At 67.1% G+C, this 23,995-nt stretch carries 23 protein-coding genes; 17 read left to right on the forward strand and 6 right to left on the reverse strand.

What is annotated here, in order from left to right; all coding sequences use genetic code 11:
- Nucleotides 1-69: 69 nt before the first annotated feature.
- Nucleotides 70-1,113 (reverse strand): GTP cyclohydrolase II, encoded by a 1,044-nt coding sequence (ribA, locus tag V6N07_RS08555; protein WP_371155631.1) that lies wholly within the window; start codon nt 1,111-1,113, stop codon nt 70-72.
- A gap of 175 nt (nt 1,114-1,288) precedes the next feature.
- Here ribA and V6N07_RS08560 point away from each other — a divergent pair, with 175 nt between their 5' ends.
- On the forward strand, nt 1,289-1,975 hold the full coding sequence (locus V6N07_RS08560) for a response regulator transcription factor (protein ID WP_371155632.1): 687 nt from the start codon (nt 1,289-1,291) through the stop codon (nt 1,973-1,975).
- Nucleotides 1,976-2,165: 190 nt separating this feature from the next.
- Here V6N07_RS08560 and V6N07_RS08565 read toward each other — a convergent pair whose 3' ends face one another.
- Nucleotides 2,166-3,401 (reverse strand): MFS transporter, encoded by a 1,236-nt coding sequence (locus V6N07_RS08565; protein WP_371155633.1) that lies wholly within the window; start codon nt 3,399-3,401, stop codon nt 2,166-2,168.
- Between the two features lie 648 nt (nt 3,402-4,049).
- Between V6N07_RS08565 and V6N07_RS08570 the strand changes: the two genes are divergently transcribed.
- From V6N07_RS08570 to V6N07_RS08585, 4 genes are all read left to right on the forward strand, one after another.
- Entirely contained in the window at nt 4,050-4,838 is a 789-nt protein-coding gene (locus V6N07_RS08570; protein WP_371156794.1) for an exodeoxyribonuclease III, read from the forward strand.
- Nucleotides 4,839-4,922: 84 nt separating this feature from the next.
- Nucleotides 4,923-5,837, forward strand: coding sequence for a thioredoxin (gene trxA / locus V6N07_RS08575; protein WP_371155635.1), 915 nt, complete (start codon nt 4,923-4,925; stop codon nt 5,835-5,837).
- Between the two features lie 57 nt (nt 5,838-5,894).
- Nucleotides 5,895-6,539: an LON peptidase substrate-binding domain-containing protein gene (locus tag V6N07_RS08580; protein ID WP_371155637.1), complete on the forward strand. Its 645-nt coding sequence runs from the start codon at nt 5,895-5,897 to the stop codon at nt 6,537-6,539.
- Nucleotides 6,536-6,727 (forward strand): Trm112 family protein, encoded by a 192-nt coding sequence (locus V6N07_RS08585; RefSeq protein WP_371155639.1) that lies wholly within the window; start codon nt 6,536-6,538, stop codon nt 6,725-6,727. Before V6N07_RS08580 ends, V6N07_RS08585 begins: the two co-directional genes overlap by 4 nt.
- 14 nt (nt 6,728-6,741) lie before the next feature.
- Here V6N07_RS08585 and V6N07_RS08590 read toward each other — a convergent pair whose 3' ends face one another.
- Nucleotides 6,742-7,953, reverse strand: a complete 1,212-nt coding sequence (locus tag V6N07_RS08590) for an FAD-dependent monooxygenase (protein WP_371155640.1) — start codon at nt 7,951-7,953, stop codon at nt 6,742-6,744.
- 88 nt (nt 7,954-8,041) lie between these two features.
- On the opposite strand from V6N07_RS08590, the gene V6N07_RS08595 reads away from it, so the two are divergent.
- From V6N07_RS08595 to V6N07_RS08620, 6 genes are all read left to right on the forward strand, one after another.
- Complete coding sequence (locus V6N07_RS08595; protein ID WP_371155641.1) at nt 8,042-9,367, forward strand: amidase; 1,326 nt, start codon at nt 8,042-8,044, stop codon at nt 9,365-9,367.
- A gap of 178 nt (nt 9,368-9,545) precedes the next feature.
- Nucleotides 9,546-10,730, forward strand: coding sequence for an aminotransferase class I/II-fold pyridoxal phosphate-dependent enzyme (locus V6N07_RS08600; RefSeq protein ID WP_371155642.1), 1,185 nt, complete (start codon nt 9,546-9,548; stop codon nt 10,728-10,730).
- Nucleotides 10,731-10,745: 15 nt separating this feature from the next.
- Nucleotides 10,746-13,604 carry a DNA translocase FtsK 4TM domain-containing protein gene (locus tag V6N07_RS08605; RefSeq protein WP_371155644.1) on the forward strand — a complete coding sequence of 953 codons (2,859 nt, stop codon included), beginning with the start codon at nt 10,746-10,748 and terminating at the stop codon, nt 13,602-13,604.
- A gap of 93 nt (nt 13,605-13,697) precedes the next feature.
- Nucleotides 13,698-14,186 carry a twin-arginine translocation pathway signal gene (locus V6N07_RS08610; RefSeq protein WP_371155645.1) on the forward strand — a complete coding sequence of 163 codons (489 nt, stop codon included), beginning with the start codon at nt 13,698-13,700 and terminating at the stop codon, nt 14,184-14,186.
- Nucleotides 14,187-14,193: 7 nt separating this feature from the next.
- Nucleotides 14,194-14,802, forward strand: a complete 609-nt coding sequence (locus V6N07_RS08615) for a ferric reductase-like transmembrane domain-containing protein (RefSeq protein ID WP_371155646.1) — start codon at nt 14,194-14,196, stop codon at nt 14,800-14,802.
- An 81-nt stretch (nt 14,803-14,883) separates the two neighbouring features.
- Entirely contained in the window at nt 14,884-15,501 is a 618-nt protein-coding gene (locus V6N07_RS08620; protein ID WP_371155647.1) for an outer membrane lipoprotein carrier protein LolA, read from the forward strand.
- A 27-nt stretch (nt 15,502-15,528) separates the two neighbouring features.
- Here V6N07_RS08620 and V6N07_RS08625 read toward each other — a convergent pair whose 3' ends face one another.
- Both V6N07_RS08625 and V6N07_RS08630 read right to left on the reverse strand, forming a co-directional pair.
- The gene (locus tag V6N07_RS08625; protein ID WP_371155648.1) at nt 15,529-16,125 is read right to left on the reverse strand and encodes an enoyl-CoA hydratase/isomerase family protein; all 597 of its coding nucleotides are present in this window, start codon (nt 16,123-16,125) and stop codon (nt 15,529-15,531) included.
- On the reverse strand, nt 16,122-16,874 hold the full coding sequence (locus tag V6N07_RS08630; RefSeq protein ID WP_371155650.1) for an SDR family oxidoreductase: 753 nt from the start codon (nt 16,872-16,874) through the stop codon (nt 16,122-16,124). The genes V6N07_RS08625 and V6N07_RS08630 overlap by 4 nt, the downstream gene beginning before the upstream one ends.
- A gap of 73 nt (nt 16,875-16,947) precedes the next feature.
- On the opposite strand from V6N07_RS08630, the gene V6N07_RS08635 reads away from it, so the two are divergent.
- The 6 genes from V6N07_RS08635 to lpxK all read left to right on the forward strand — a co-directional run bounded on the left by V6N07_RS08635 (nt 16,948) and on the right by lpxK (nt 23,362).
- Complete coding sequence (locus V6N07_RS08635; RefSeq protein ID WP_371155651.1) at nt 16,948-18,423, forward strand: hypothetical protein; 1,476 nt, start codon at nt 16,948-16,950, stop codon at nt 18,421-18,423.
- Nucleotides 18,424-18,649: 226 nt separating this feature from the next.
- Nucleotides 18,650-20,002, forward strand: a complete 1,353-nt coding sequence (locus tag V6N07_RS08640; RefSeq protein WP_371155652.1) for a TldD/PmbA family protein — start codon at nt 18,650-18,652, stop codon at nt 20,000-20,002.
- Complete coding sequence (locus V6N07_RS08645) at nt 19,989-20,774, forward strand: 3'(2'),5'-bisphosphate nucleotidase CysQ (RefSeq protein WP_371155653.1); 786 nt, start codon at nt 19,989-19,991, stop codon at nt 20,772-20,774. Before V6N07_RS08640 ends, V6N07_RS08645 begins: the two co-directional genes overlap by 14 nt.
- Nucleotides 20,775-20,859: 85 nt before the next feature.
- A complete protein-coding gene (locus V6N07_RS08650; protein WP_371155654.1) occupies nt 20,860-21,102 on the forward strand; it encodes a DUF4170 domain-containing protein in 243 nt (80 codons plus the stop codon).
- Between the two features lie 5 nt (nt 21,103-21,107).
- Entirely contained in the window at nt 21,108-22,394 is a 1,287-nt protein-coding gene (locus tag V6N07_RS08655; protein ID WP_371155656.1) for a 3-deoxy-D-manno-octulosonic acid transferase, read from the forward strand.
- Nucleotides 22,394-23,362, forward strand: a complete 969-nt coding sequence (gene lpxK, locus V6N07_RS08660) for a tetraacyldisaccharide 4'-kinase (protein ID WP_371155658.1) — start codon at nt 22,394-22,396, stop codon at nt 23,360-23,362. Before V6N07_RS08655 ends, lpxK begins: the two co-directional genes overlap by 1 nt.
- On the opposite strand, the gene V6N07_RS08665 is transcribed toward lpxK, so the two are convergent.
- Complete coding sequence (locus V6N07_RS08665; protein WP_371156795.1) at nt 23,359-23,976, reverse strand: thioredoxin domain-containing protein; 618 nt, start codon at nt 23,974-23,976, stop codon at nt 23,359-23,361. The genes lpxK and V6N07_RS08665 overlap by 4 nt on opposite strands.
- Nucleotides 23,977-23,995: the final 19 nt, after the last annotated feature.

The following is a 23,995-nucleotide window of genomic DNA, read 5'->3' on the forward strand; positions in this document are numbered from 1 at the left end:
AAGACGTCACGACGAGATCCGTCTTCTTCCTGGTGCAAATACTCCCGCCGGAGGCTCCGCCATTGGCACTCATCGCAGGTGCCCGCTCTTGTCGCGTTTGACATCCAGATAGGCCGCGTTGTCCGGCCCGCGTCCGACGTGCAACGGCACGCGTTCGGCGACCTCGATCCCTTGCGCCATCATCATCGCGATCTTGCGCGGATTGTTCGTCATCAGGCGGATGCGCCCGATGCCAAGACGGCGCAGCAACGACGCACCCAGCCTGAAATCGCGTTCGTCATCCTCGAACCCGAGGCGGTGATTGGCCTGAACCGTGTCGAACCCCTGATCCTGAAGGTCATAGGCCCGCATCTTGTTGGCAAGCCCGATGCCGCGCCCCTCCTGGTTGAGATACAGAAGGATGCCCGCACCTTCGGCCCCCATCGTGTTCAGCGCTGCATGCAGCTGCGGACCGCAATCGCATTTGAGACTGCCGAGGACGTCACCGGTGAAACAGGCCGAGTGCAGGCGCACGAGAACGGGTCCGGTGCGATCAGGCGTGCCGATCTCGACGGCATAATGTTCCTCACCGCCGCCATCCTCGCGATAGACATGCAGGCGCCCCGTCTTCGATGCCGCGATCGGCAGGCGGGCAGAGGCGACATCCCGCGGCAGGCCGGCCGCCGTGTCGATGTCCGCGGGCAGCCGCGTCAGGCCGTCGGGGGCCGTGCCCTCCACACCGACCACCGCAGGCAGGACCTGTGCTGCCTTGCTGAGCGCGATACCGGTGCGCCACGCACTGCTGTCCCCGCCCCGCATCGTTGTGAACGGTCCCTTCATCGGCATGCGCAGGTCATCGGCCGGATCGGCCAGCGCGCGTATCCATTCAAGATCCGCCGTATCCGGCAGGACGACGCGCGCGATGTCGCCGTCGTAGGCCCGCGCCTTCAGGGTTTCGGCCCGTCGCCCGGTGATCGCCACGGCAACCGGGCCAAGCGCGCGCAGGTCGGACAGTCGATCCGCGGTCAACGTTTCCGCCGCCGCCAGAATCATCGGTCCAACGACCACCGGAACCCCGACACGCAGGTCGGCACGGGCACGGGCGATCAATTCAGGGATCGTGGGCTGCAACATCGGGACAGGCCTTGAAACAATCGGGTGGGGTCGCGCCCCGTCCCGGCACACATATGTAACATTTGCCGGTTTGGCGACACGTCGCCGTGAACCGGGCGTGAGATCTGCGCGGAACGCTTGGCCCGGGGGGTGTCATGCGGCACCAATGGGGGCAGACAAGTATCGGAGCACGACAATGGCCAACCTCAAGAAGATCCTGCTGGTGGATGACGACGACGATCTGCGCGACGCCCTTGCCGAACAATTGGTCATGACCGAGGATTTCGACGTTTTCGAAGCCGACTCCGGTGCCACGGGCATGAGCCGGGCCAAGGAACAGATCTATGACCTGATCGTCCTCGATGTCGGCCTGCCGGATACGGACGGTCGCGAGTTGTGCCGCCTGATGCGCAAGTCCGGTGTCAAATGCCCGATCGTCATGCTGACCGGTCACGATACGGATGCCGACACGATCCTCGGCCTCGACGCCGGGGCCAACGACTACATCCCGAAACCCTTCAAGTTTCCCGTCCTTCTGGCCCGCATCCGCGCCCAGTTGCGCCAGCACGAACAATCCGAGGACGCGGTGTTCCAGCTTGGGCCGTATACCTTCAAGCCGGCGATGAAGATGCTGATCACCGAAGATGACAAGAAGATCCGCCTGACGGAGAAAGAGACCAATATCCTCAAGTTCCTGTATCGGTCCAATGACGGCACGGTCGCCCGTGATGTCCTGCTGCACGAGGTCTGGGGCTACAATGCCGGGGTCACCACCCACACGCTGGAGACGCATATCTATCGCCTGCGTCAGAAGATCGAGCCCGATCCGTCGAACGCGCGGTTGCTGGTCACCGAAAGCGGTGGCTACCGCCTGATGGGCTGATCAGGGAACCGGCGGCGTGATTCAGAGGCCACAGCCACGGAAGAATCGCGCCGCCGCCGCCATCTGACCTTACGGCAACCTGATTTGCCGTCTAATGTCGGGCCAACCGGAGCATCCCCGGACGATTGGATGCAACCTCCCTGTTGGACTGGGCCGGACACGCGCGTCCGGCCATTTTTTTGGTTGCCTGTCAGTCGGACGGGCCGTCCGAATCGCGGTTGGCCAGCCGCGAGAACGCGGGCGAGGTGCGCAACAGCGCGACATATCGGCTGCGTGCCGCACGCGGGACCGGGGCGCGGGACAGCATCTGGATGATCGTCATCGCCGCCATCGCCCCGTGCACGGTGCTTGTATAGGCAAACAGGGCCGATGGTCCGAAGGTCTGCATCAGGGCGGCCGCCCCGAGCGGCCCGAGGATCGCACCCACGGCGTAAAAGAACATCAGGCCTGCAGCGATCATCACGAAATCGCCTTGCGGCCCGGCCCGGTCGTTGGCCTGCGCCGCCGCCAGTGAAAAGAGGGGCATCGCGAAGGCCCCGAAGGCAAAGGCCCCGACGAATATCAGGTTCGGCGTGGTGACCGCATTCAGGAATACGCCTGCCGCGACCGCCCCGAGAGTCGCCAGCAGAAGCGCGAGACGCCGGTCCACCCGGTCCGAAAACATGCCGAGCGGCAGTTGCAGCAAAGCCCCCCCGACGATGCCCGCATTCATGAACAAGGCGACCTGCCCGGTGTTGAACCCGACCTCGACGCCGTAGACGGGGCCGATCATGCGAAAGGCGCTGGTCGTCAGGCCGATGCTGAGCGCACCAAGACAGGCGACCGGCGACAGGAGGAAGACCTTGCGCGGCTCGAACCGGAACTGCGCCGGCGGCGTGGGGCGCGAGGTATTGGTCAGCGCCACAGGCAGAAGCGACAATCCGAACAGGATCGCCGCGACCGAGAACAGCTCGAACCCCGCGATGGACCACAGCGGGAGGAGAAACTGCCCCCCCGTTACCGACGTCAGGTCGACGACACGATAAAGCGACAGGATGCGCGCGCGCTCCGCCGGGGCCGACGCCTGGTTCAGCCAGCTTTCGATGACAACGAACACGCCCGAGAAGCAGAACCCCATCGCAAGGCGAATGCCGCCCCAGACCCAGGGATCGACGGTCAGCACCATCAACAGCGTGCCGACCCCCGCGACCGATGCGAGGGCGGCGAAGACGCGCACATGCCCCACTGCACGGATCAGGCGCGGCGCATGGAAACAGGAGGTCAGGAAGCCGATGAAGTAACCGGCGGAAATCAGGCCGATGGTGAAGGTCGAGAATCCCTCCTCGACCCCGCGCAATGACACGAGCGTGCCAAGCACGCCATTCCCCGCAAGCAACAGCGCCGCCGCAAGCAGCAGGGGCACGAGGGCACGCAGGTTGGTGGTCATTCTGACGGGTCCGAAAGTGGCATGACACCCGCACCCCTGCGCCTTGTCTGCCCGCGATGCAAAGAGAAAAGCCGGACGCAGGTCCCGCGCCACGAATTGGCCACCCGGCGCAGGATGTTTGCCCCCCGCGATCAGCATCCTGTGATACGTTGCGATGAAAGGACGAAAGGCCGTGCAAGGGTAGACAGCCCCCCGAGACGCCCGACCGGGCCGGCAGGTTGGCCGTCGTGCAGGCCGTCCTGATCAAACGACACGGGATGTGGCAGCCGTTTCACGGACGTGTGGTTCGGCACCCGTAACGCGCAACATCGCCCCTTATCCGTGGTTCCGTTTTCTGCACTCGCCGATGGTCTGGCAGCGATCTGATTACTGTATCTTCAGGGCGAGCTGCCGGCCTGTCAGGCGATCTTGCTTTATGTCGTCTATGACGTATCAACCACGGTGTTCGAAGCGGACCTGCGACGCGTCCTGACGGTCTATGCCATCCGGGGCGCGATTGCCCTCTGCGCCCTGTCCGTCGCGGCCCTGCGCCTGAAAGGATGGGGCACATGGCGGTCATCTCGTCGAAAATACCCACCCCTCCGGGGCAGAGACCCGGCGCGCACCATGCTATGCAGCCGCGACTCAGCCCTGGAACGGACCGCCTTCATGCCCTTTACCCTTGCCACCTGGAACATCAACTCCGTCCGCCTGCGCGAAGACCTCGTGCTGCGCTTCCTGCGCGACGCGGGCCCGGATGTCCTGTGCCTGCAGGAATGCAAGAGCCCGGTGGACAGGATCCCGCGCGAGGCCTTCACCGCGCTGGGCTATCCACACATGGTTGCGCGGGGGCAGAAGGGTTACAACGGCGTCGCGATCCTGTCGAAATTGCCTATGGAGGAAGCGGGCGCCGAAGATTTCGCCGGGCTGGGCCATGCACGCCATATCGCGGGACGGCTGGAAAACGGCGTCACGATCCACAATCACTACGTCCCCGCCGGGGGTGACAAGCCGGACCGCGCCATCAATGACAAGTTCGGGCAGAAGCTGGATTACCTGACCGACATGCGCGACGCCTTTCACAAGGCGGCCCCCCAGCGCGCGATCCTTGTCGGCGACCTCAACATCGCGCCCCGTGAGGACGACGTCTGGGACCACAAGAAGCTGCTCAAGGTCGTCAGCCATACGCCTGTCGAGGTCGAGCATCTGGCCCAGGTGCAGGATGCAGGCGGCTGGGTCGACGTCACCCGGCAGGATATCCCCGAGGGTCGGCTGTATTCGTGGTGGTCGTATCGGTCGCCGGATTGGGATGCGGCGGACAAGGGGCGTCGGCTCGACCACGTCTGGGCCACTGGCGATATCGCCACCGCCGCCCATTCCAGCCGGGTTCTGCGCCATGTCCGCGGGTGGGAAGGCCCGTCCGATCATGCCCCGGTCCTTGCGACCTTCGACCTGTGACGGCGGCCACGTTCCACGCCTTGCTTGTGATGCGCCACCAACGCCCCTAGATCACATCCCGACACATCAGACGGAGCCACCCCCATGCTCGAATTCGGCCAGACCCCCGCCGCCGGCCCCGATGCCGGCCTGATTTCCGACGTGACCGAAGCCACCTTCATGGCCGACGTCGTCGAGGCCAGCCAGACCGTCCCCGTGATCGTCGATTTCTGGGCACCCTGGTGCGGTCCGTGCAAGACCCTCGGCCCACAGCTGGAGGCCGCCGTGACCGCCGCGGGTGGCAAGGTGAAGATGGCCAAGGTCGACGTCGATCAGAACCAGCAGATCGCAGCCCAGCTGCGGATCCAGTCGATCCCGACCGTCTATGCCTTCTGGCAGGGACAGCCCGTGGACGGCTTTCAGGGTGCGGTCAGTGCGGCCGAGGTCAAGGATTTCGTCACGCGGACAGCGGCGCTCAACACCTCCGAGGCCGATGGCCTTGCCGAAGCCGTTGCGGCCGCCGAGGAAATGCTGGAGGCCGGCGCGGCCGTCGATGCCGCACAGACCTTCGCCGCGGTTCTGGGGGAAGAGCCCGAGAACGCCGCCGCATACGGTGGCCTTGTCCGCGCGCATGTCGCCTTGGAAGAGTTGGACCAGGCCGAGGATCTGCTTGGCGCCGCACCGACCGCCATCGCCACCTCGTCCGAGGTGGAGGCCGCGCGCGCGCAGGTCGCCTTGGCACGCCAGGCCGCCGATGCTGGCCCCGTCGCGGACCTGACACAGGCGGTCGAGGCGAACCCCGACGACCATCAGGCACGGTTCGATCTGGCCGCGGCCCTTTTGGCCAATGGCGACAGTCAGGGCGCTGTCGATCACCTGCTGGAAATCTTCCGCCGCGACCGGGACTGGAACGACGGGGCGGCGCGCACCCAGCTGTTCACGATCTTCGATGCGGCGGGCCCGAAGGACCCGGTCACCCTTGCGGGGCGGCGCAAGCTGTCGTCGATGATCTTTGCCTGATCGCCTTTTGTCGGCCTGCCCCTTTGCCTGTGGCCGGGGCGGGCTAAGTCGCCTGACATGATCAGACCGAATGACCTCCCCGCGACGATCCCCGTGTTCCCGTTGCCCGGCGCGCTGCTTCTGCCGCGCGCGCGGCTGCCGCTACACATCTTCGAGCCGCGCTACCTGCAGATGATCGACGATACGCTGAAGACGGAGCATCGGATGATCGGCATGGTCCAGCCCCGCGCCCAGCCGGGCAAGGATGGGCGCACGCTGCAATCGATCGGATGTGCCGGCCGGATCACGCAGCTGTCCGAGACCGAGGATCGCCGCTACATGATCACGCTTGCGGGTATCTCCCGGTATCGGATCACGCGCGAGGTGACGGGGTTCCTGCCCTATGTCTCTGCCGACGTGTCATGGGACGGGTTCGAACGTGACCTTGGCAAGCCGGAACTGGACACGGGATTCGACCGCCCCGCGTTCCTCGACCTTCTGCACCGCTATTTCGAAAGCCAGGACCTGTCGACCGACTGGGACAGCCTGAAGGACGCGGACGAGGAGTTGCTGCTCAACTCCCTGTCGATGCTTTGCCCGTTCGATACCGAGGAGAAGCAGGCGTTGCTGGAGGCGCCGAGCCTTACGACACGCCGCGAAACGGTCGTGACCCTGATGGAATTCGCCTTGCGCGGCGGATCGGGCGATGAGGTGGTGCAATGACCGACCCGACAACCGGACCGGAACACGATCGCAAGATGCTCGAGGCGCTCGTCTGCCCCCAGACACGCGGCCCCCTGACATATGACGCCAGCGCACAGGAGCTGGTGTCGAAGTCCGCCGGCCTTGCCTATCCCATTCGGGGGGGCATCCCGATCATGCTGATCGATGAGGCGCGCCGCCTCGACTGACGCGGCACCGCCCGTCAGGGGCGCATCAGCGCGGGCAAGTCGCCGGTCAGGCCCGCCGCCTCGCGGATGAAGGCACGGCGCGCCGGCGGCATCGCGGAGATTGCGCCCATGCCGAGGTCCCGGCCCAGCCTGAGCAGCGGGTTGTCGTTCGAAAACAGTCGATTGACCGCATCGGTGGCCAACCCCATCGCGGTCGTGTCGAACCGGCGCCACCGCTGATACCGGGCGAGGACATCGCTTGCCCCGATGTCTTCGCCCCGCTTGCGGGCATCCGACACGACGTCCGCAAGGGCGGCGATATCCTTGAACCCGAGGTTCAGGCCCTGACCCGCGATCGGGTGAATGCCATGTGCCGCATCGCCGACAAGTGCCACGCGCGGTGCAACGAAGGCCTGCGCCAGCGACAGGACCAGCGGATAGGTATGGCGCGCGCCGGTCAGGGTCAGCGCGCCAAGGAACGATCCGAACCGGGGGCGCAGAACCTCCAGATACCCGGCATCCGAAAGGGCGTTCAGTTCGGTCGCGGTGTCGGCGGTTTCCGTCCAGACGATGCTGGATCGGTTGCCGCGCAACGGCAGGATGGCAAGCGGACCGGCAGGCATGAAGAACTGATGCGCGATACCGCCGTGGTCCCGCGCATGTTCGACCGCACAGACCAGCGCCGTCTGCGCATAATCGGTCCCGACGCGCCCGATCCCTGCACGGGTGGCCACGCCGCTGGCCCGCCCGTCACAGCCCAGCAGAAGGGACGCGGTGATCGTCTCGCCCCCGGCAAGGGTGACCGTGACATGCCCCGGTGTCGTATCCTGAGCGGTCACCGTGCAATCGTAGCGCAGGGTGATGTTCGGCGCGGCGTCACAGGCGGCCAGCAGGACGGGGCGCAGGTGACGATCCTCGATCATCTGGCCCATGAACGGCTCTCCGATCTCTTCGGCATCGAAAGCGAGGTGGAGCGGAGAGGCCCCTTCCCCGGCGCGCCCGTCACTTGCGCGAATGCCCCGGATCGGCTGTGCCCCGTCCTTCAGGTGATCCCACAGGGACAAGGCCCGCAGCATCCGGATCGACCCCAGCGCGACCGCATAGCTGCGCCCGTCGAAACCATCCTCGTCGAAGGTGGCGCGGGGACGCGCGTCCAGCACGACACATCGCAGGCCGACGCGGGCGAGGGCAAGGGCGGCAAGGGGGCCGTTCAACCCGCCGCCGACGATCAAGACATCCGTATCCATGCGCTTGGATATGCCGCGTCGCGGGCCATTGTCCAACCGTGCGACAGGGCATAGCGTGGCCCGCGACGATTTGGCGAGGGTGCGCAGGATGAAAGACTGGTTGTGGATGAGCGGCGGAAACCTCGGACGGGGGATCGCGGCGGGTGATATCGACCCCGAGGCGCTGTGCGAGACCTATCTGTCCGCCATGGCCGACAGTCCGCATCAAGACCGCATCTACGCCCGCACCACGCCCGACCGCGCCCGCGCCGAAGCCGCCGCCGCCGCCGAGCGGGCGCGTCAGGGCCTGCGGCGCGGTCCGCTGGACGGCGTCCCGATCAGTTGGAAAGACCTGTTCGACAGCGCGGGTGTGGCAACCGAGGCCGGCAGCCGCCTGCTGGAGGGACGCGTACCCCAGGACGACGCCGCCGTCCTGTCGGCGGCCACCCATGGCGGGGCCGTCTGTCTGGGCAAGACGCATATGAGCGAACTTGCGTTTTCCGGCCTCGGGTTGAACCCGATGACCGCCACGCCGCCCTGCGTGAACGATGCGGATGCCGTGCCCGGCGGCTCCTCCTCGGGTGCGGCGGCGTCCGTGGCGTTCGGATTGGCCCCCATCGCGATCGGTTCCGACACGGGCGGGTCGGTGCGCAACCCGGCGGCGTGGAACGACCTCGTCGGTCTCAAGACCACGTTGGGGCGCTTGCCCGATGCCGGAACGGTGCCATTGGTGGCCAGTTTCGACACCATCGGTCCGCTGTGTCGCACGGTCGAGGACGCGGCCCTGTCCCTCGCGCTGATGAGCGGCACGAAAGCGGCCGATCTGACGGGCGACACCCTTTCGGGCAAGCGCCTGCTGGTTCTGGCGGATTATGCCGACAGCAGCCGGGATGCCCCCCGCGCGGCATTCCATCATGCGATCGAGCGGTTCGAGGACGCGGGCGCCACGGTCACGCGCGACAGCCTGCCTTCGGTCGAGGCCGCGATGGCGCTCACGCCGCTCCTGTTCACGCCCGAGGCCTATGGCACGTGGCGCGATGCGATCGAAGCCGCGCCGCATCTGATGTTCGACCGCATTCTGGAACGCTTCCGCAGCGGCCGTGACGCCCTTGGCCATGACGTCATGGCGGCCCGTCGTGCAAGGGACGCGGCACAGGCCGAATATCTGGCCGCGACGGCCGGATATGATGCGGTGCTTTTGCCGACATCGGCCATCCTTCCGCCGAATGCCCGGCGGTTGCAGGAGGACGAGGAATATTACGTCACCGAGAACCTGATGGCGCTGCGCAACACGCGGGTCGGAAACATGCTGGGCCTTTGCGGCCTGACCCTGCCCACCGGCGTGCCATCCTGCGGTGTCATGGCCCTTGCCCCGCCGATGACGGAGGAGCGTCTGCTGCGACTGGGCGCAGCCATGGAAGAGGCGCTGAGCTGAGCCGCGGGGCGGCGGCACGCATCAGGCAATTATGTCAAAAGTTTGACGATCCGCCCCGACGGGCGCGAAAGCCACACTCGGCAGAGCGGGTTCGCCTTTTCGTTGGACCACCCTGACGGCGCTGCGCTATCGTCCCGAAAACGGAGCCGTCAGAGCATCCGGTATCGAGGCGACAGACATGAATTCTCCACAGCGGTTCGCAGAACTGCCCGAATATGCGTTCCCGCGTTTGCGGACGCTGCTGGGCGATCTTGCCCCCGGTCATGATGCACCGGTCGAAATGACCATCGGCGATCCGCGCCATGCCCCGCCGGCCTTCGTGGCCGAGGTCATCGCGGCGCATTCCGCCGGGTTCATGGGATACCCGCCCAACGATGGCGCACCCGCCCTGTTGCAGGCCTGCGCAGGTTGGCTGTCGCGGCGGTTCGGGTATTCGGCCGATCCGGCGACGGAAATCCTTGCGTTGAACGGCACGCGCGAGGGGCTCTACAATGCCTCCATGGCGCTGTGCCCCGAGGTCAAGAACGGCCAGCGCCCCGCGATCCTGATGCCTAACCCGTTCTATCAGGTCTATGCCGTGTCGTCCCTGTCGGTCGGGGCCGAGCCGGTCTACGTGAACGCGACCGAGGCCAGCGGGCACCTGCCGGATTTCGCGGCGCTGGATCCTGCGCTGCTTGACCGGACGGCCGTGGTCTACGTCTGTTCGCCGGCCAACCCGCAGGGGGCGACGGCATCCATGGCCTATTGGTCGGATTTGCTGGCCTTGGCCGACAAGCATGATTTCGTGATCTTCGCCGACGAATGCTACGCCGAGATCTATCGCGGCGACGCGCCCACGGGCGTTCTGGAGGCCGTGCGCGAAACCGGCGCTGACCCCGATCGCGTCGTTACCTTTCAGTCGCTGTCGAAACGGTCGAACCTTGCCGGTCTGCGGTCCGGGTTCGCCGCATCGGGGCCGGGCAACATCGCCCGGATGAAGCAATTGCGCGCCTATGCCGGTGCGCCCCTGTCCCTGCCCCTGCAGATGGCCGCCGCCGCCGCGTGGGACGACGAGGCCCATGTCGTCGCCAACCGCGCGCTCTATGCGGCGAAGTTCGAAGCCGCCGAACAGATCCTCGGCGGGATCGATGGCGTCGGCATTCCCGACGCCGGGTTCTTTTTGTGGTTGCCGGTCGAGGATGGCGAGGCGGCGACCCTGCGCCTCTGGGGGGAAGTCGGGGTCAAGGTCCTGCCGGGGGCCTACCTTGCGCGCGACACACCCGCCGGGAACCCCGGCACACCTTATGTCCGGGCGGCCCTGGTCGCGCCGCTGGACGACACCGTCGCAGGCCTGACGCGCCTGCGTGACTGCATCTACACATAAGGAGACCATGTAGACATGGCGTATCAGGTCAGACAGCGCGATCCCCTTCTCGACAGCTCGATCCAGATCACACTGGCCCGTCGCGGGCGCGAGGGTCTGGGCGTTCTGATGGTCCTGATCGGACTGGTCCTGACCGTGATGCTGGCCAGCTACCACCCCGACGACCCCAACTGGCTGGCCGCGACCGATGCCGCGCCGCGCAACTGGCTGGGCGTGTTCGGGGCGACCATGGCCGCACCGCTCTATCTTGTTCTGGGCTACGGCAGTTTCGGCCTGGCGATCGGATTGATCGCCTGGGGCGTGCGTTTTGCTACCCATCAGGGGTCGGAACTGGCGCTGCCACGCGCTTTGTTCGTAGCGGGCTGGGTGCTGGTCCTGTCGCTGTTCTGCACCTCCATGACGCCGGGCGCGGACTGGTCCCACGATTTCGGGCTTGGCGGGTTGTTCGGCGACACGATGATGGGCGCCCTGCTGCAGATCCTGCCGATCCATGCGGCTGCCGGGCTCAAGGTTCTGTCGCTGCTGCTGCTCGGCGCGGTCGTGCTGTCCGGCGCCTGGGTCCTCGGGTTTCAACGCGACGACATGATGCGCGGTGGCGTGTTCCTTCTGAACGGGTTCGGCAATGCCTGGTACCTTGCGCGCCTGATGACCGGTCACGCCGCCCGTGGCACCGCACGCACGGCGGCCACCCTGCGCGAACGCCGCGCGCAGGCCCCGCAGCCGGTGGCCGAGGATGATCTGCCCGAAGAGCCCCTGTTCGAACAGGAAGACAATGGCGCCAAGCGCGGCCTCATGTCCTGGCTGCCGCTGACCCGCACGCCCGCCCCCGCGCCCGACCACATGGCCGAGCCGTCGTTCCACCATGATGCCCCCCGGCCCGCGCAAGGCGACGACCGGGTTCAGGCCCGCATCGCCAGTGCCGTGCGCACCCGCGTGCGCCGTGCCAACATCACGCAGGCCCTTCAGACTCCGGCCAAGGCCACCCCCACCGCCGACACCGCCCCCCTTGCACGGGCAGAGCCGACGCTGGCCGCGACCACCCCGGTTGCCAAGCGCGCCGAACCGCCGCTCAGCGCCTCCTTCGTGCCGCCGGCCCCTGCCCCGCTGTCCGACGTGTCCGCGGATATCCCCGACACGTTCGACGATGACAGCTATGCGCCGATCGATCCCCTGATCGAGGATCCGCGGGCCACGTCGCCGGAACCGGCCCCCGCCCCCGCGGCCCCCGTCATTCCGGTCGCCCCCAAGACCCTGAACCGCAAGGTCGTGCAGCAACCCGCGAAACCGGCTGCGCCATCGCGCCAGGCACAGGCCGAGGCCCAGCCCGCGTTGCAGTTCGAGGACGCCTCCTCCGACTACGAGATGCCGCCGCTCGGCCTGCTGGCCGACCCGTCGACCGTCGAACGCCATGTCCTGTCCGACGAGGCGCTGGAAGAGAACGCCCGCATGCTTGAGGCCGTGCTGGACGATTATGGCGTGAAGGGGGAAATCACCTCCGTCCGGCCCGGCCCGGTCGTCACGATGTATGAGCTGGAGCCTGCCCCCGGCCTGAAGGCATCGCGCGTGATCGGCCTTGCCGACGACATCGCACGGTCCATGTCGGCCCTGTCGGCCCGTGTCTCGACCGTGCCGGGGCGCACGGTGATCGGGATCGAATTGCCGAACGAGCGTCGCGAGAAGGTCGTGCTGCGCGAGATCCTGTCGGCCCGCGATTTCGGCGATTCGTCGATGGCCCTGCCCCTCGCGCTCGGCAAGGACATCGGCGGCGCGCCGATCGTCGCGAACCTAGCCAAGATGCCCCACCTCCTGATCGCGGGCACCACGGGGTCGGGCAAATCGGTGGCGATCAACACGATGATCCTGTCGCTGCTCTACAAGCTGCCGCCCGAAGACTGCCGGATGATCATGATCGACCCCAAGATGCTGGAACTCAGCGTCTATGACGGCATCCCGCACCTGCTGTCGCCTGTCGTCACCGACCCGAAAAAGGCGGTCGTCGCCCTGAAGTGGGTCGTGGGCGAGATGGAGGAACGCTATCGCAAGATGTCCAAGATGGGCGTGCGCAACATCGACGGCTACAACGGCCGGGTTAAGGATGCGCTCGACAAGGGCGAGATGTTCAGCCGCACCGTGCAGACCGGCTTCGACGACGAGACGGGTGATCCCGTGTTCGAGACCGAGGAAAGCACGCCCGAGAAGATGCCCTACATCGTCATCATCGTCGATGAGATGGCCGACCTGATGATGGTCGCCGGCAAGGAGATCGAGGCCTGCATCCAGCGGCTGGCGCAGATGGCACGGGCCTCGGGCATCCACCTCGTCATGGCGACGCAGCGTCCGTCGGTCGACGTGATCACGGGGACGATCAAGGCGAACTTCCCGACGCGGATCTCCTTCCACGTCACCTCCAAGATCGACAGCCGCACGATCCTGGGCGAAATGGGCGCCGAGCAGCTGCTGGGCATGGGCGACATGCTCTACATGGCCGGCGGCTCCAAGATCACTCGTATCCACGGCCCCTTCTGTTCCGACGAGGAAGTCGAGGAAATCGTCAATCACCTCAAGTCGTTCGGTCCGCCCGACTATGCGGCCAGCGTGCTGGACGGACCCGATGGCGACAAATCCTCGGACATCGACGCGGTTCTGGGCCTGACCGGTGGCAACACCGGCGGCGAGGATGCCCTCTATGATCAGGCGGTTCAGATCGTCGCCCGCGACCGCAAATGCTCGACCTCCTACATCCAGCGCAAGCTGGGCATCGGCTACAACAAGGCTGCGCGCCTTGTGGAGCAGATGGAGGACAACGGCGTCGTCGGGGCCTCGAACCAGGTCGGCAAGCGCGAGATCCTGGTTCGCGATCCGGCCGACGGCTAGGATGATGCCCGTGTTCACAACATCGTGCGCGCGGGTCGCCTGACAGGGTGGAATGGCTATCTTGACGGTCTGTCCAAACATCGAAGGACCGTCATGATCCGCCCCACCCGCCGAAACCTGCTGACCATTGGCGCAGCCGCGCTTGCCGTTCCCGCCATATTGCGGCCCGCCCGGGCCCAGGGCCTTGCCCCCACACCGACCATGCGCGGCGGGGCCAACAACTACCGCCCCGGCGCGCCCGTCGTGTCGCGGATCGGAGGCGGCGGATTCCTCATGACGGGCACCGTGCGTCGCGCCGGCGATGGCGCCCCCCTGCCCGGCCGCCGCATCCAGATCTGGGCCCACACCACCGAGGGGCATGAGCGGGACGCGCGCAGCCATGGCGCCACCCTGACAGACGCAGAGGGACGCTTTGCCCTGGACATGCCGCAGATCGTGCCCGCCTTCGGGCAACCGCATGGCCACCTTGCATATGATTCCGACCACGATGACGGCGGGTTTCAGACCGTGTTCCTGCGCCCGATCATGGCCAGCGCCTCGGATACATCGCTTGCGGTGGGTTTCGTTCTTCAACCTGCGTGACAAGGGGATGACCTTGCGCGCCGGTGCGATCTGGACCGCGCTGATCCTGTTGATCGGCTGGCCCCTTGCCGTGGCCGCGACAAGCCCCCTTCTGGCATGGCGTGGCCCCGTCTATGTCCTTGCGGGGCTGGCCGGGGTTGCCGCGCTGGCATTGCTGCCGGTGCAGCCGCTGCTGATCCGCGGCACCTTGCCCGGCCTCGGCGACGCGGCTGGGCGGAGGGTGCATCGGGGCGTCGGGCTGACGCTTGTCTTCTTGATCGTGGTCCATGTCGCGGGGCTCTGGATCACCTCGCCGCCCGACGTGATCGATGCGCTTGCCTTTCGGTCCCCGACCCCCTTCGCGGCATGGGGCGTAATCGCCATGTGGTCCGCCTTTGCCGCCGCCGCGCTTGCCGCGTTGCGCCGTCCCCTGCACCTCAAACCGGCGATCTGGCGTGCAGCGCATACCGCGTTGGCCGCAATCGTCGTGATCGGCACGATCGTCCACGCCGTCCTGATTGAAGGGACGATGGGAACCCTGTCCAAGACGGTGCTCTGCGGCGCCATTCTTGCGGTCTTCGCGGTGACCCTGAAGGAACGGCGCGTCTGGGTGCCGTTGCTCCGACGCTGGCGATAACCCGCTTTCATCGCCTGACGCGCGCCCGTCATCGCATAGCGGACGAGACTTCGCGAAACCTCACCCCTATATGACACCCAAATGTTCACGATCGGAGCCGCCATGCGCATCCTGACCCTTACCGCGACCCTGATCGCCCTTGCCCTGCCGGCACGGGCCGAAATCGCCGTCGGCGAGATAAGCGCCTACCTCAACAGCTTCCGCACCGCGCGGGCGGAGTTCACGCAGATCAATTCCGACGGCTCGATCTCGACTGGGGATCTGGCCCTTCGGCGCCCCGGACGGGCGCGCTTCGACTACGACGCGCCCAACAAGTCGCTCGTCATCGCGGGTGGCAGCCAGGTCGCCATCTTCGACCCGGTGTCGAATGGCCCGCCCGAGCAATACCCGCTGTCGCAGACACCCCTGTCCCTGATCCTTGCCGATACGGTCGACCTCGGGCGGTCCGGCATGTTGGTGCGGCATGGGGGCGACGCGACGCAGACCGCCGTGACCCTGCAAGACCCGGAGCATCCGGAGTACGGCAACATCCAGCTTGTCTTCACGCCCGCCCCGGTCACGTTGCGCCAATGGGTGATCACCGACGACAGTGGCGCGCAGACCACCGTGATCCTTGGCGACATGCGCACGGACGTCAGCGTCGCAGCCGGGTTGTTCAGCATCCCGCAGGAAATTCAGCGCCGCGGCCTGTCGGAGTAAGTCGTCAAGGTCACACCCGGCCGCGCTTCAGGGCACCATTGCCTTGATCGCGGCGACATGGGCGGCCTGGCCCACGGCCAGATCGCGCGCGGCGGCCAGCGGATCGTCAGTGACGCGGTCCACCAGTCCAAAGGCCAGCGCCTCCTGCGCCGACAGGCGCGCGCCTGCCGCAAGGATCAGCTTGGCGCGCGCGGGTCCGACCAACCGGGCCAGCCGCGCCGGATCGGATGGCTGCGGCAGATACCCCAGCTTGGCGACCGGATAGAAGAACGACGCGCCCGGCACCGACAGGCGGATGTCGCAGGCCAGCGCCATGCCGAAGGCCCCGCCCGCCAGCGTGCCGTTCAGGGCGGCCACGGACAGGCAGGGGATCGCGGCGATGGCGCCGGACAGACGTTCCCACAAGGGCGAGGTGGCGAGGCCCGCGCGCGCTTCCCCGAGGTCGGCGCCCGCACTGAACACCTTGTCCCCCGCCCCGGTCAGGATCAGCAGGGCGGTGGTATCGTCCACCATCTCGACGTGATCGGCCAGCGTGGCCAGCATATCCGCGGTCAGGGAATTGGCTTTGTCCGCCCGGTCGATCGTCAACGTCAGGACATCGCCATCCCGGTCGGACCGGATCATGCGGTCAGGCCGATCCGGGCGCGCAACGCCTCATCGCGCAGGCTCAACTCCGTTCCGCGCAGATCGTCGGCGGCGGGATCGCACATCCAGACCAGCGCCTTGGCGGGCCATTCCGGGGGAATGTGATCCTCCCACTCCAACTGCGCGACGGGTCCCACGCCCGAGGCCTTGATGTCGCGCTGCATCTGGGTGGCGACGGTGCCGGGTGACAGGCCCATGATGCGCAGGGTATCCCCGTGCTCCGCGTGCGCGGCCTCGGACAGCATCTTCGCCGCCGCCTTGGAGGTGCAATAGGCCGACCAGCCCGGCAGCGCGCGATGCGCGGCCCCGGACGAAATGGTGATGATCGTCCCCGCCCCCTGCGCCTGCATGATCGGAACGGCCGCGCGCATTCCGTAGTAGACCCCCTTCAGGTTGACGTCGATCACGCGGGTCCAGTCATCGGGGTCGGTTTCGGCCAATCCCCCGATCGGTTCGATCAAGCCAGCGTTTCCCACCACGACATCCAGCGATCCGAAGGTATCCACGGTTGCCTGCACGGCGCGGGCCATTTCAGGCCAGTTCGCCACGTCGCATGGAATGGCCAGCGCCTTTTCCCCGATCTCTCCGGCAAGGTCCGCAATTTCGCCGGTCGACCGCGCCAGCAGGGCGACATTCGCCCCCGCACTGGCAAAGGCACGGGCGGCGGCGGCCCCGATCCCGCGGGATGCGCCGGTGATCAGGACGGTTCTGGATGTCAGGTCTGTCATGTCTGCCTCCTGTTGACCCGGATGATGGGGTCGGAAATGGTAGGTCCAAGCATTCGATACAGAAAGGTTGACCATGCCGAAACACGCGATTTCAGCGGGCGTCGCACTTGCGTTCTGTGCAACCCCCGTTCTTGCAGACCTGACGGCGCCGCAGGTCTGGGCCGACTGGCAGCGCGGCTACGGCGCGCTTGGCAGCACTGTCTCGGCCGCGTCCGAAACCTACGAAGACGGCACGCTGACCCTGACGGACATCGTCGCCACCGCGACCCTTGGCGAGGTCGACACGATTTCGACCTACAGCGGGCTGACCCTTGTGGAGCAACCGGACGGCAGCGTGCGGATCGAGATCCCCGCGCGGCTTGACATCACGTCGGCCACGACCGTCATGAACACCGAACAGACCCAGACCCTCGCGCTGGAGACGACCGGCTGGGACGCCGTCGTGCGCGAAGACGGGGCAGGCCGCGTCTACGACATCTCGGCCGCGACGCTTGCCTATGTCTTCGACGGCATGACCGGCGGTTCGGGCAACGAGGGTGAGGACGTGACCGGCCGGATGACCCTGTCCAACATGGCGACGACCTACACGAACGTGGCGTCGGGGGACGTTCTGGCCACCGATCAGACGCTGTCGGCCGATGGCGCGGTCATCACCGCCGCATCCCCGGACGCCGGGTTCGAGATGACCTATACCCTCGATGCGATCGCATCGGTCTTTGCCGGCACGATCGATCTGGCGGCCACGCCCGTGACGCCCACCCTGTCGTCCATGGGCCTTCTGCTGAGCGGGGATGCCACCCACGAAGGCAGCACGCTGGCCGTCACCGCCGCATCGGACAGCGGCCCGGTGTCGATCAACGGCACCTCGGGCGGCGGACGGATCGGCATCGACATCAGCGAGGACACCCTTGGCTATACCCTCGGATCGACCGATGCGCAGATGACCCTGACGTTGTCGGCCTTTCCCGTGCCGCTGAACCTGACGATGTCCGAGTTGTCGACCGGACTCGCCCTGCCGCTTGGCGTCTCGGACGAGCCGAAGCCCTATGCCCTGTCCCTCGCCTGGCGGGACGTGGCGATCGATGATGCGATCTGGGGCATGTTCGACCCGACCGGACAATTGCCGCGCGATCCCGCCACGATCCTTCTGAACGTATCGGGCACTGCCCTGATGAAGGCGGATATCTTCGGCGGCGATCCGGCGGCCATGGCGGCGATGAACGGGGCGCCGGGTGAATTGCGGACGCTGGACCTGACACAGCTGAACATCGCGCTGGCCGGGGCCATGTTGCAGGGCAACGGCATGCTGGAATTCCCGACGCCCGGCCCGGTCCCGCAACCGGTCGGCACGCTGAACCTGTCGCTCGACGGGGGGCTTGCGCTGGCCGACAAGCTGGTCGCACTGGGTTTCCTGCCCGCCGAACAGGTCGCCTTTGCAAAGGGGATGGCCGGTGTCGTCGCGCGCCCCGTGGGCGAGGATCAGCTGGAGTCCGAGATCGTCTTCACCCCCGATGGCGGCATCACGGCGAACGGCCTTCCTCTGCAATGACACGCCGCTGACCACGATAGGGGGCGTGGCACATGGCGCCCCCTTTCCCCGGAACAAAGCCAGCGTGGTCGCGCGAACCGCCCATGACCACCACCGCCCGCCCCTGCCCGGCGACCGGTGCGGCGGCGGTTTGCGGCCGCGATCATACAAGGGACCTGCGCCGCCGGGGTTGAGACCGGGCGTGCGCAGGGCTACCTGCCACACGTCCCAACAGCGCGAGCCTCCGATGTCCCAGCCCCCCGATCTGTCCCACCTCACCGACGCCCTGCTTCATACCGCGACCCGCGCGGGGGCCGAGGCGGCGGATGCGCTGGCCATCGACGGCACATCCCTGTCGGTCGACGTCCTGCGTGGAAAACTGGAACAGGCGGAACGTTCGGAAGGCATCGAGATCGGCCTGCGCGTCCTGATCGGAAAGCGGCAGGCCTGCGTCTCGGCCAGCGACATTCGACCCGACACCATGGCGCAGATGGCCGAACGGGCCGTCGCGATGGCCCGCGAAGCGCCCGAAGACCCCCACATCGGCCTGGCCGATCCCGACCAGCTGGCCCGCGACTGGGACGTGGCGCGGCTCGACCTTGCCGACGCGGCAGAAGCCCCCACCCCCGCCGAGTTGCAGGACATGGCCGCACGGGCCGAGGCGGCGGCGCTGGCGGTGGACGGCATCGCGCAGGTCGGCTCCGCCGGTGCAGGCCACGGCGACCGCCGCATCCATCTGGCGGCGACGAACGGGTTCTCGGGGGGGTATCGGCGCACCGGAACCTCGCTGTCCTGCGTGGCGATCACCGGGACGGGCACCGGGATGGAGCGCGACTACTACGGCGACAGCCGCATCCATGCCAGCGACATGGACAGCCCCGAAACCGTGGGGCGCATCGCCGCCGAACGGACCGTGGCGCGGCGTGGCGCGACCAAACCGCCGACCGGCGCCTATCCCGTCCTCTATGACGAGCGCGTGTCGGGAATGCTGATCGGCCACCTGCTGGGCGCCATCAACGGCGGATCGGTGGCGCGCGGCGCGACCTTCCTGCGGGATGCCCTGGGTCAGGCCGTGCTGCCCCGCGGCCTGACCCTGACCGAGGATCCGGCGATGCCGCGCATCTCGGGCAGCCGTCCGTTCGACGGCGAAGGCCTGCCGGTGCGGACCCGCGACCTCGTGGCCGACGGCGTGCTGACCGGCTGGGTCCTCGATCTGGCCACGGGGCGCAAGCTGGGCATGCCGTCGACGGGCAACGGCGCGCGCGGCACCTCGGCCCCGCCCTCCCCCTCGGTTGGCAACGTGCGCCTGACCCAAGGTGCGGCCAGCCGCGAGGATCTTCTGGCGCAGATGGGCACCGGGCTGCTCATCACCTCGATGATCGGATCGTCGATCAATGCGACCACGGGCGATTATTCGCGCGGGGCCTCCGGCTTCTGGGTGGAGAACGGCGAAATCATCCGTCCCGTCAACGAATGCACCGTTGCAGGAAACCTGCGCGAGATGCTGATGTCGATCGTCCCCGCGAACGACGCGCGGCTGCATGTCGGGCGACAGGTGCCGTCGCTTCTGGTCGAAGGATTGACGATTGCCGGCGGCTGACGCGGCGGCGGATCGCGACCTGCTGATCGATGCGGCGCGCGAGGCAGGCTGCATCGCGCGCCGGCATTTCGGTCAGGGGCCCGAGGTCTGGGACAAGGGCGACGGACAGGGCCCGGTAACGGCCGCCGATCTGGAAATCGACGCCATGCTGCGCGAGATGCTGATGGCGGCGCGGCCCGACTACGGCTGGCTGTCGGAAGAAAGCGCCGATACCCCCTTTCGTCACGGCCCGCGGCGCACCTTCATCGTCGACCCGATCGACGGAACCCGCGCCTTTATCGCGGGCGAGGATTCGTTCAGCCATTCGCTGGCCATCGTGGACGATGGCGAACCCTTTGCGGCGGCCGTGCATCTGCCGATGAAGGACCGCCTGTATGCGGCCGCGCGCGATCTCGGCGCCACGCGTGATGGTGCCCCCATCACACCGTCGGGGCGCATCGACCTGACGGGGGCCGTCGTTCTGGGCGCGCGCCCGAATTTCGACGCCCGCCACTGGAAGGGCGGCTCGCCCCCGGTCGAACAGCGGTTCATATCATCGCTGGCCTTTCGAATGGCGCTTGCAGCCGAAGGGGCGTTCGATGCGATGATCACCCTGCGGGACGCTTGGGAATGGGACATCGCGGCCGGTGCCCTGCTGGTGACCGAAGCGGGCGGTCTGGCCCAGACGCGGCGCGGTGGGGACCTGCGCTTCAACAATGCCCACCCACAGGTCGATGGCGTCGTCGCAGGAACAGCAGCCGTGCAATCGGCGTTGATACAGCGGTTGGCCTGAGCGACGCATACGTGACCCGTTCACCCTGACATCAGTTCCCGCTAGAGGGGAACAGGACAACGCCCAACCCCAACAGGAGGACCTCATGGTTCAACGCCTTCACCTCGTCTTCGGCGGCGAGCTGGTCAATCCCAGCTCCACCCAGTTTGCCGATGTCTCCAAGATCGATATCGTCGGCATGTATCCCGACTACGCCACCGCCTATGACGCATGGAAAGGTGCGGCCCAGCGGACCGTCGACGACGCCCACGCGCGGTATTTCATCGCCCATCTGCACCGTCTGCGCGACGAAGAGACGGCGGCCTCGCCAACCGAAGAGCTGGGCTGACGCATATGCCCCGTTCGGTTCTGCTGGCGGCCTATCTTGCCTGGTCCAACCGGGCCGAACGCTATGGCACCCGCAAGCTGCAGCAGCGTCTGGACGCCGGCAAGGAAGACGCCGAACGTCTTGGCGAACGCAGGGGCATACCGTCGATCGACAGGCCGGATGGCCCGCTGATCTGGTTCCATGCCGCCAGTGTGGGCGAGAGCGTCTCGCTTCTGGAGATGATCCGCCGCATGGGAGAGGAGCGACCGGACGTGTCGTTCCTCATCACCTCCGGGACGATCACCAGCGCGGAAATCCTTGCCTCGCGCCTGCCGCCGCGATCCTTTCACCAGTATGTGCCCTTGGATGTGCGGCCTTGGGTGCGACGGTTTCTCGATCATTGGGCACCCGACCTGATCGTGTTGGCCGAGGCCGAGATCTGGCCCGCCCTGTTGCACGAGGCGTCGCTGCGCGACATCCCCGTGGCCCTGATCAACGCGCGCATGACGGCGGCGGCGCACCGTAAATGGCGCCGCTTCGCCCGTGGGGCCGCGCGATCGCTTCTGCATCGCATCGCCCATGTGCAGGCACAGGAGGGGGAGACAGCGGGACGCCTGATGTCGCTGGGCCTGCCACCCGAGAGGCTGGAGGTTACGGGCACCCTCAAGGAAGGATCGAAGGCCTTGCCGCATGATGAGGCCGAGCGCGTCGCACTGGCCCGTGCGCTGCAGGGGCGGCCCTGCTGGCTTGCGGCATCGACCCACGAGGGGGAGGAGGCCGGCGCCGCCGAGGCCCATGCCCAGGCCCGCCGGTCGTGGCAGAAGCTGTTGCTGGTGATCGCGCCCCGCCACCCCGACCGCGGGGACGAGATCGTCAGCGGTCTGCGGCTGGATGGCTGGCGGGTGGCGCAACGGTCGGCGGATGAACCGATCACGACCGAAACCGAAATCTATGTCGCCGACACGGTCGGAGAGATGGGTCTGTGGTTCCGCCTGTGCCCGGTGTCGTTCATGGGCGGATCGCTCGTCCCCATCGGCGGGCACAACCCGTTCGAACCTGCGGCCCTTGGCAGTGCCATCCTGCACGGCCCCCACGTCGAGAATTTCGCCGATATCTTTGCACGCCTCACCAATGGCAACGCGACCTGCGAGGTCAGCGACTGGGCCGACCTGGGCAGGACGCTGGCCCATGTGCTGGAACCGGACGAGGCCGCGCGCATGGCCCACGCCGCGTGGGAGGTATGCTCGTCTGGTGCGGATGTGACCGAAAAGGCCATGGACCTGCTGTTTGCGATGCTGGACGGCGTAGACTGATGCGCGCGCCGGGGTTCTGGTCCGATCGTCCGGGTGTTCTGTCGACCCTTCTGTCCCCATTGGGGGCGATCTATGGCGCGGCCACGGCGCGCCGGGTCGCGCGCCCCGGCACGCGCGTCGATGTGCCGGTGATCTGCGTCGGAAACCTGACGGCGGGGGGCACGGGCAAGACGCCGACCGTCATGGCCCTGGTGGAGCGCCTGATCGCGCGGGGCGTGACACCACATATCGTGTCGCGTGGTTACGGTGGCTCGCAGGAAGGGCCCCTGCGCGTCGATCCGGCCCGGCATGGGGCCGCCGATGTCGGGGATGAGCCGCTACTTCTGTCGGCTTTCGCGCCGACATGGGTCGCGCGGGACAGGTTGGCCGGAGCACAGGCCGCGATATCCGACGGGGCAAGGGCGATCGTTCTGGACGACGGCTTTCAGAACCCGGCCCTCGTCAAGGACCTGTCGATCGTGGTGGTCGATGCCGGTGCGGGTTTCGGCAATGGCCGCGTCATCCCGTCCGGCCCCCTGCGAGAGCCTGTCCGGGTGGGTCTGGCCCGTGCGGACCTGACCCTGTCGATCGGCAATCCGCAGCAGCAGGCCCACCTGACCCTGCCCGAGCCGCCCCCCCGGATCCGCGGGCACCTGGCCCCGCTTGCGACGGGCATGCCGTGGAAGGACTTGCCGGTCTTTGCTTTTGCGGGGATCGGTCGGCCGGAAAAGTTCTTCGATACCCTGCGCGATCTGGGCGTCGACCTGAAGGGCACCGAGGCGCTGGCCGATCATCAGCCGCTGACGCCTGCGTTGCTGCACCGTCTGGGCGACCGCGCCGCGCGCCTGTCCGCACAACCCGTCACGACGGAAAAGGACGCGGTGCGTTTGCCCGCGTCCCTCAGGGGTCGTGTCATGACGGTGCCCGTCCGCCTGCAACTGGACGATTGGGGGCCGCTGGACGCGGCCCTCGACAGGATCGGGCTCTAGCTTGCCGCGTCGTCGACGAGGCGGCCGATCTGCGACAGGCTCATGTTGCCGGAATGCATCTCACCGTTGATCAGGAAGGACGGCGTGGACCGCACGCCATCGCGCTCGGCGTTCATCTGATACCAGGCATACAGACCCTCGGCCTGCGCGGCATCCTGGAAGCAGGCGTCGACTTCGGCCTGTTCCAACCCGGCCTGCAGGCCGACACGCTTGAGGCTTTCGGCGACGGCGGCCGGATCACCCTGACGGGCCCATTCGCCCTGCGACTGATACAGAAGCTCCGACACCCCGAAGAAGCGATCCGGCCCGGCACACCGGGCAACCATCGACGCCCAGAGGCCGTAGCGATCGAAATACACCTCGCGGTAGATGAAATGCACCTTGCCGGTGTCGATGTAGTCGGCCTTGAACGCCTTGAAGGTGTCGGAATGGAAATCCGCGCAATGCGGGCAGGTGAAGCTTGCGTATTCCACGACCGTCACCGGCGCGTTCGGATCACCCAGCGTCATGTCCGGGACCGCCGCCTGAGCCCGGGCCGGCGATGTGACGGTGAGGCCCAGACCACCAAGGGCGGTGCCTGCGGCAACGAGGGAAAGAAGGTTACGACGGCTCAGCATGTAGGTCTCCGACTGC

The sequence above is a fragment of the Jannaschia sp. 2305UL9-9 genome (genome assembly GCF_041403465.1).
In the GTDB taxonomy this organism is placed as follows: domain Bacteria; phylum Pseudomonadota; class Alphaproteobacteria; order Rhodobacterales; family Rhodobacteraceae; genus Jannaschia.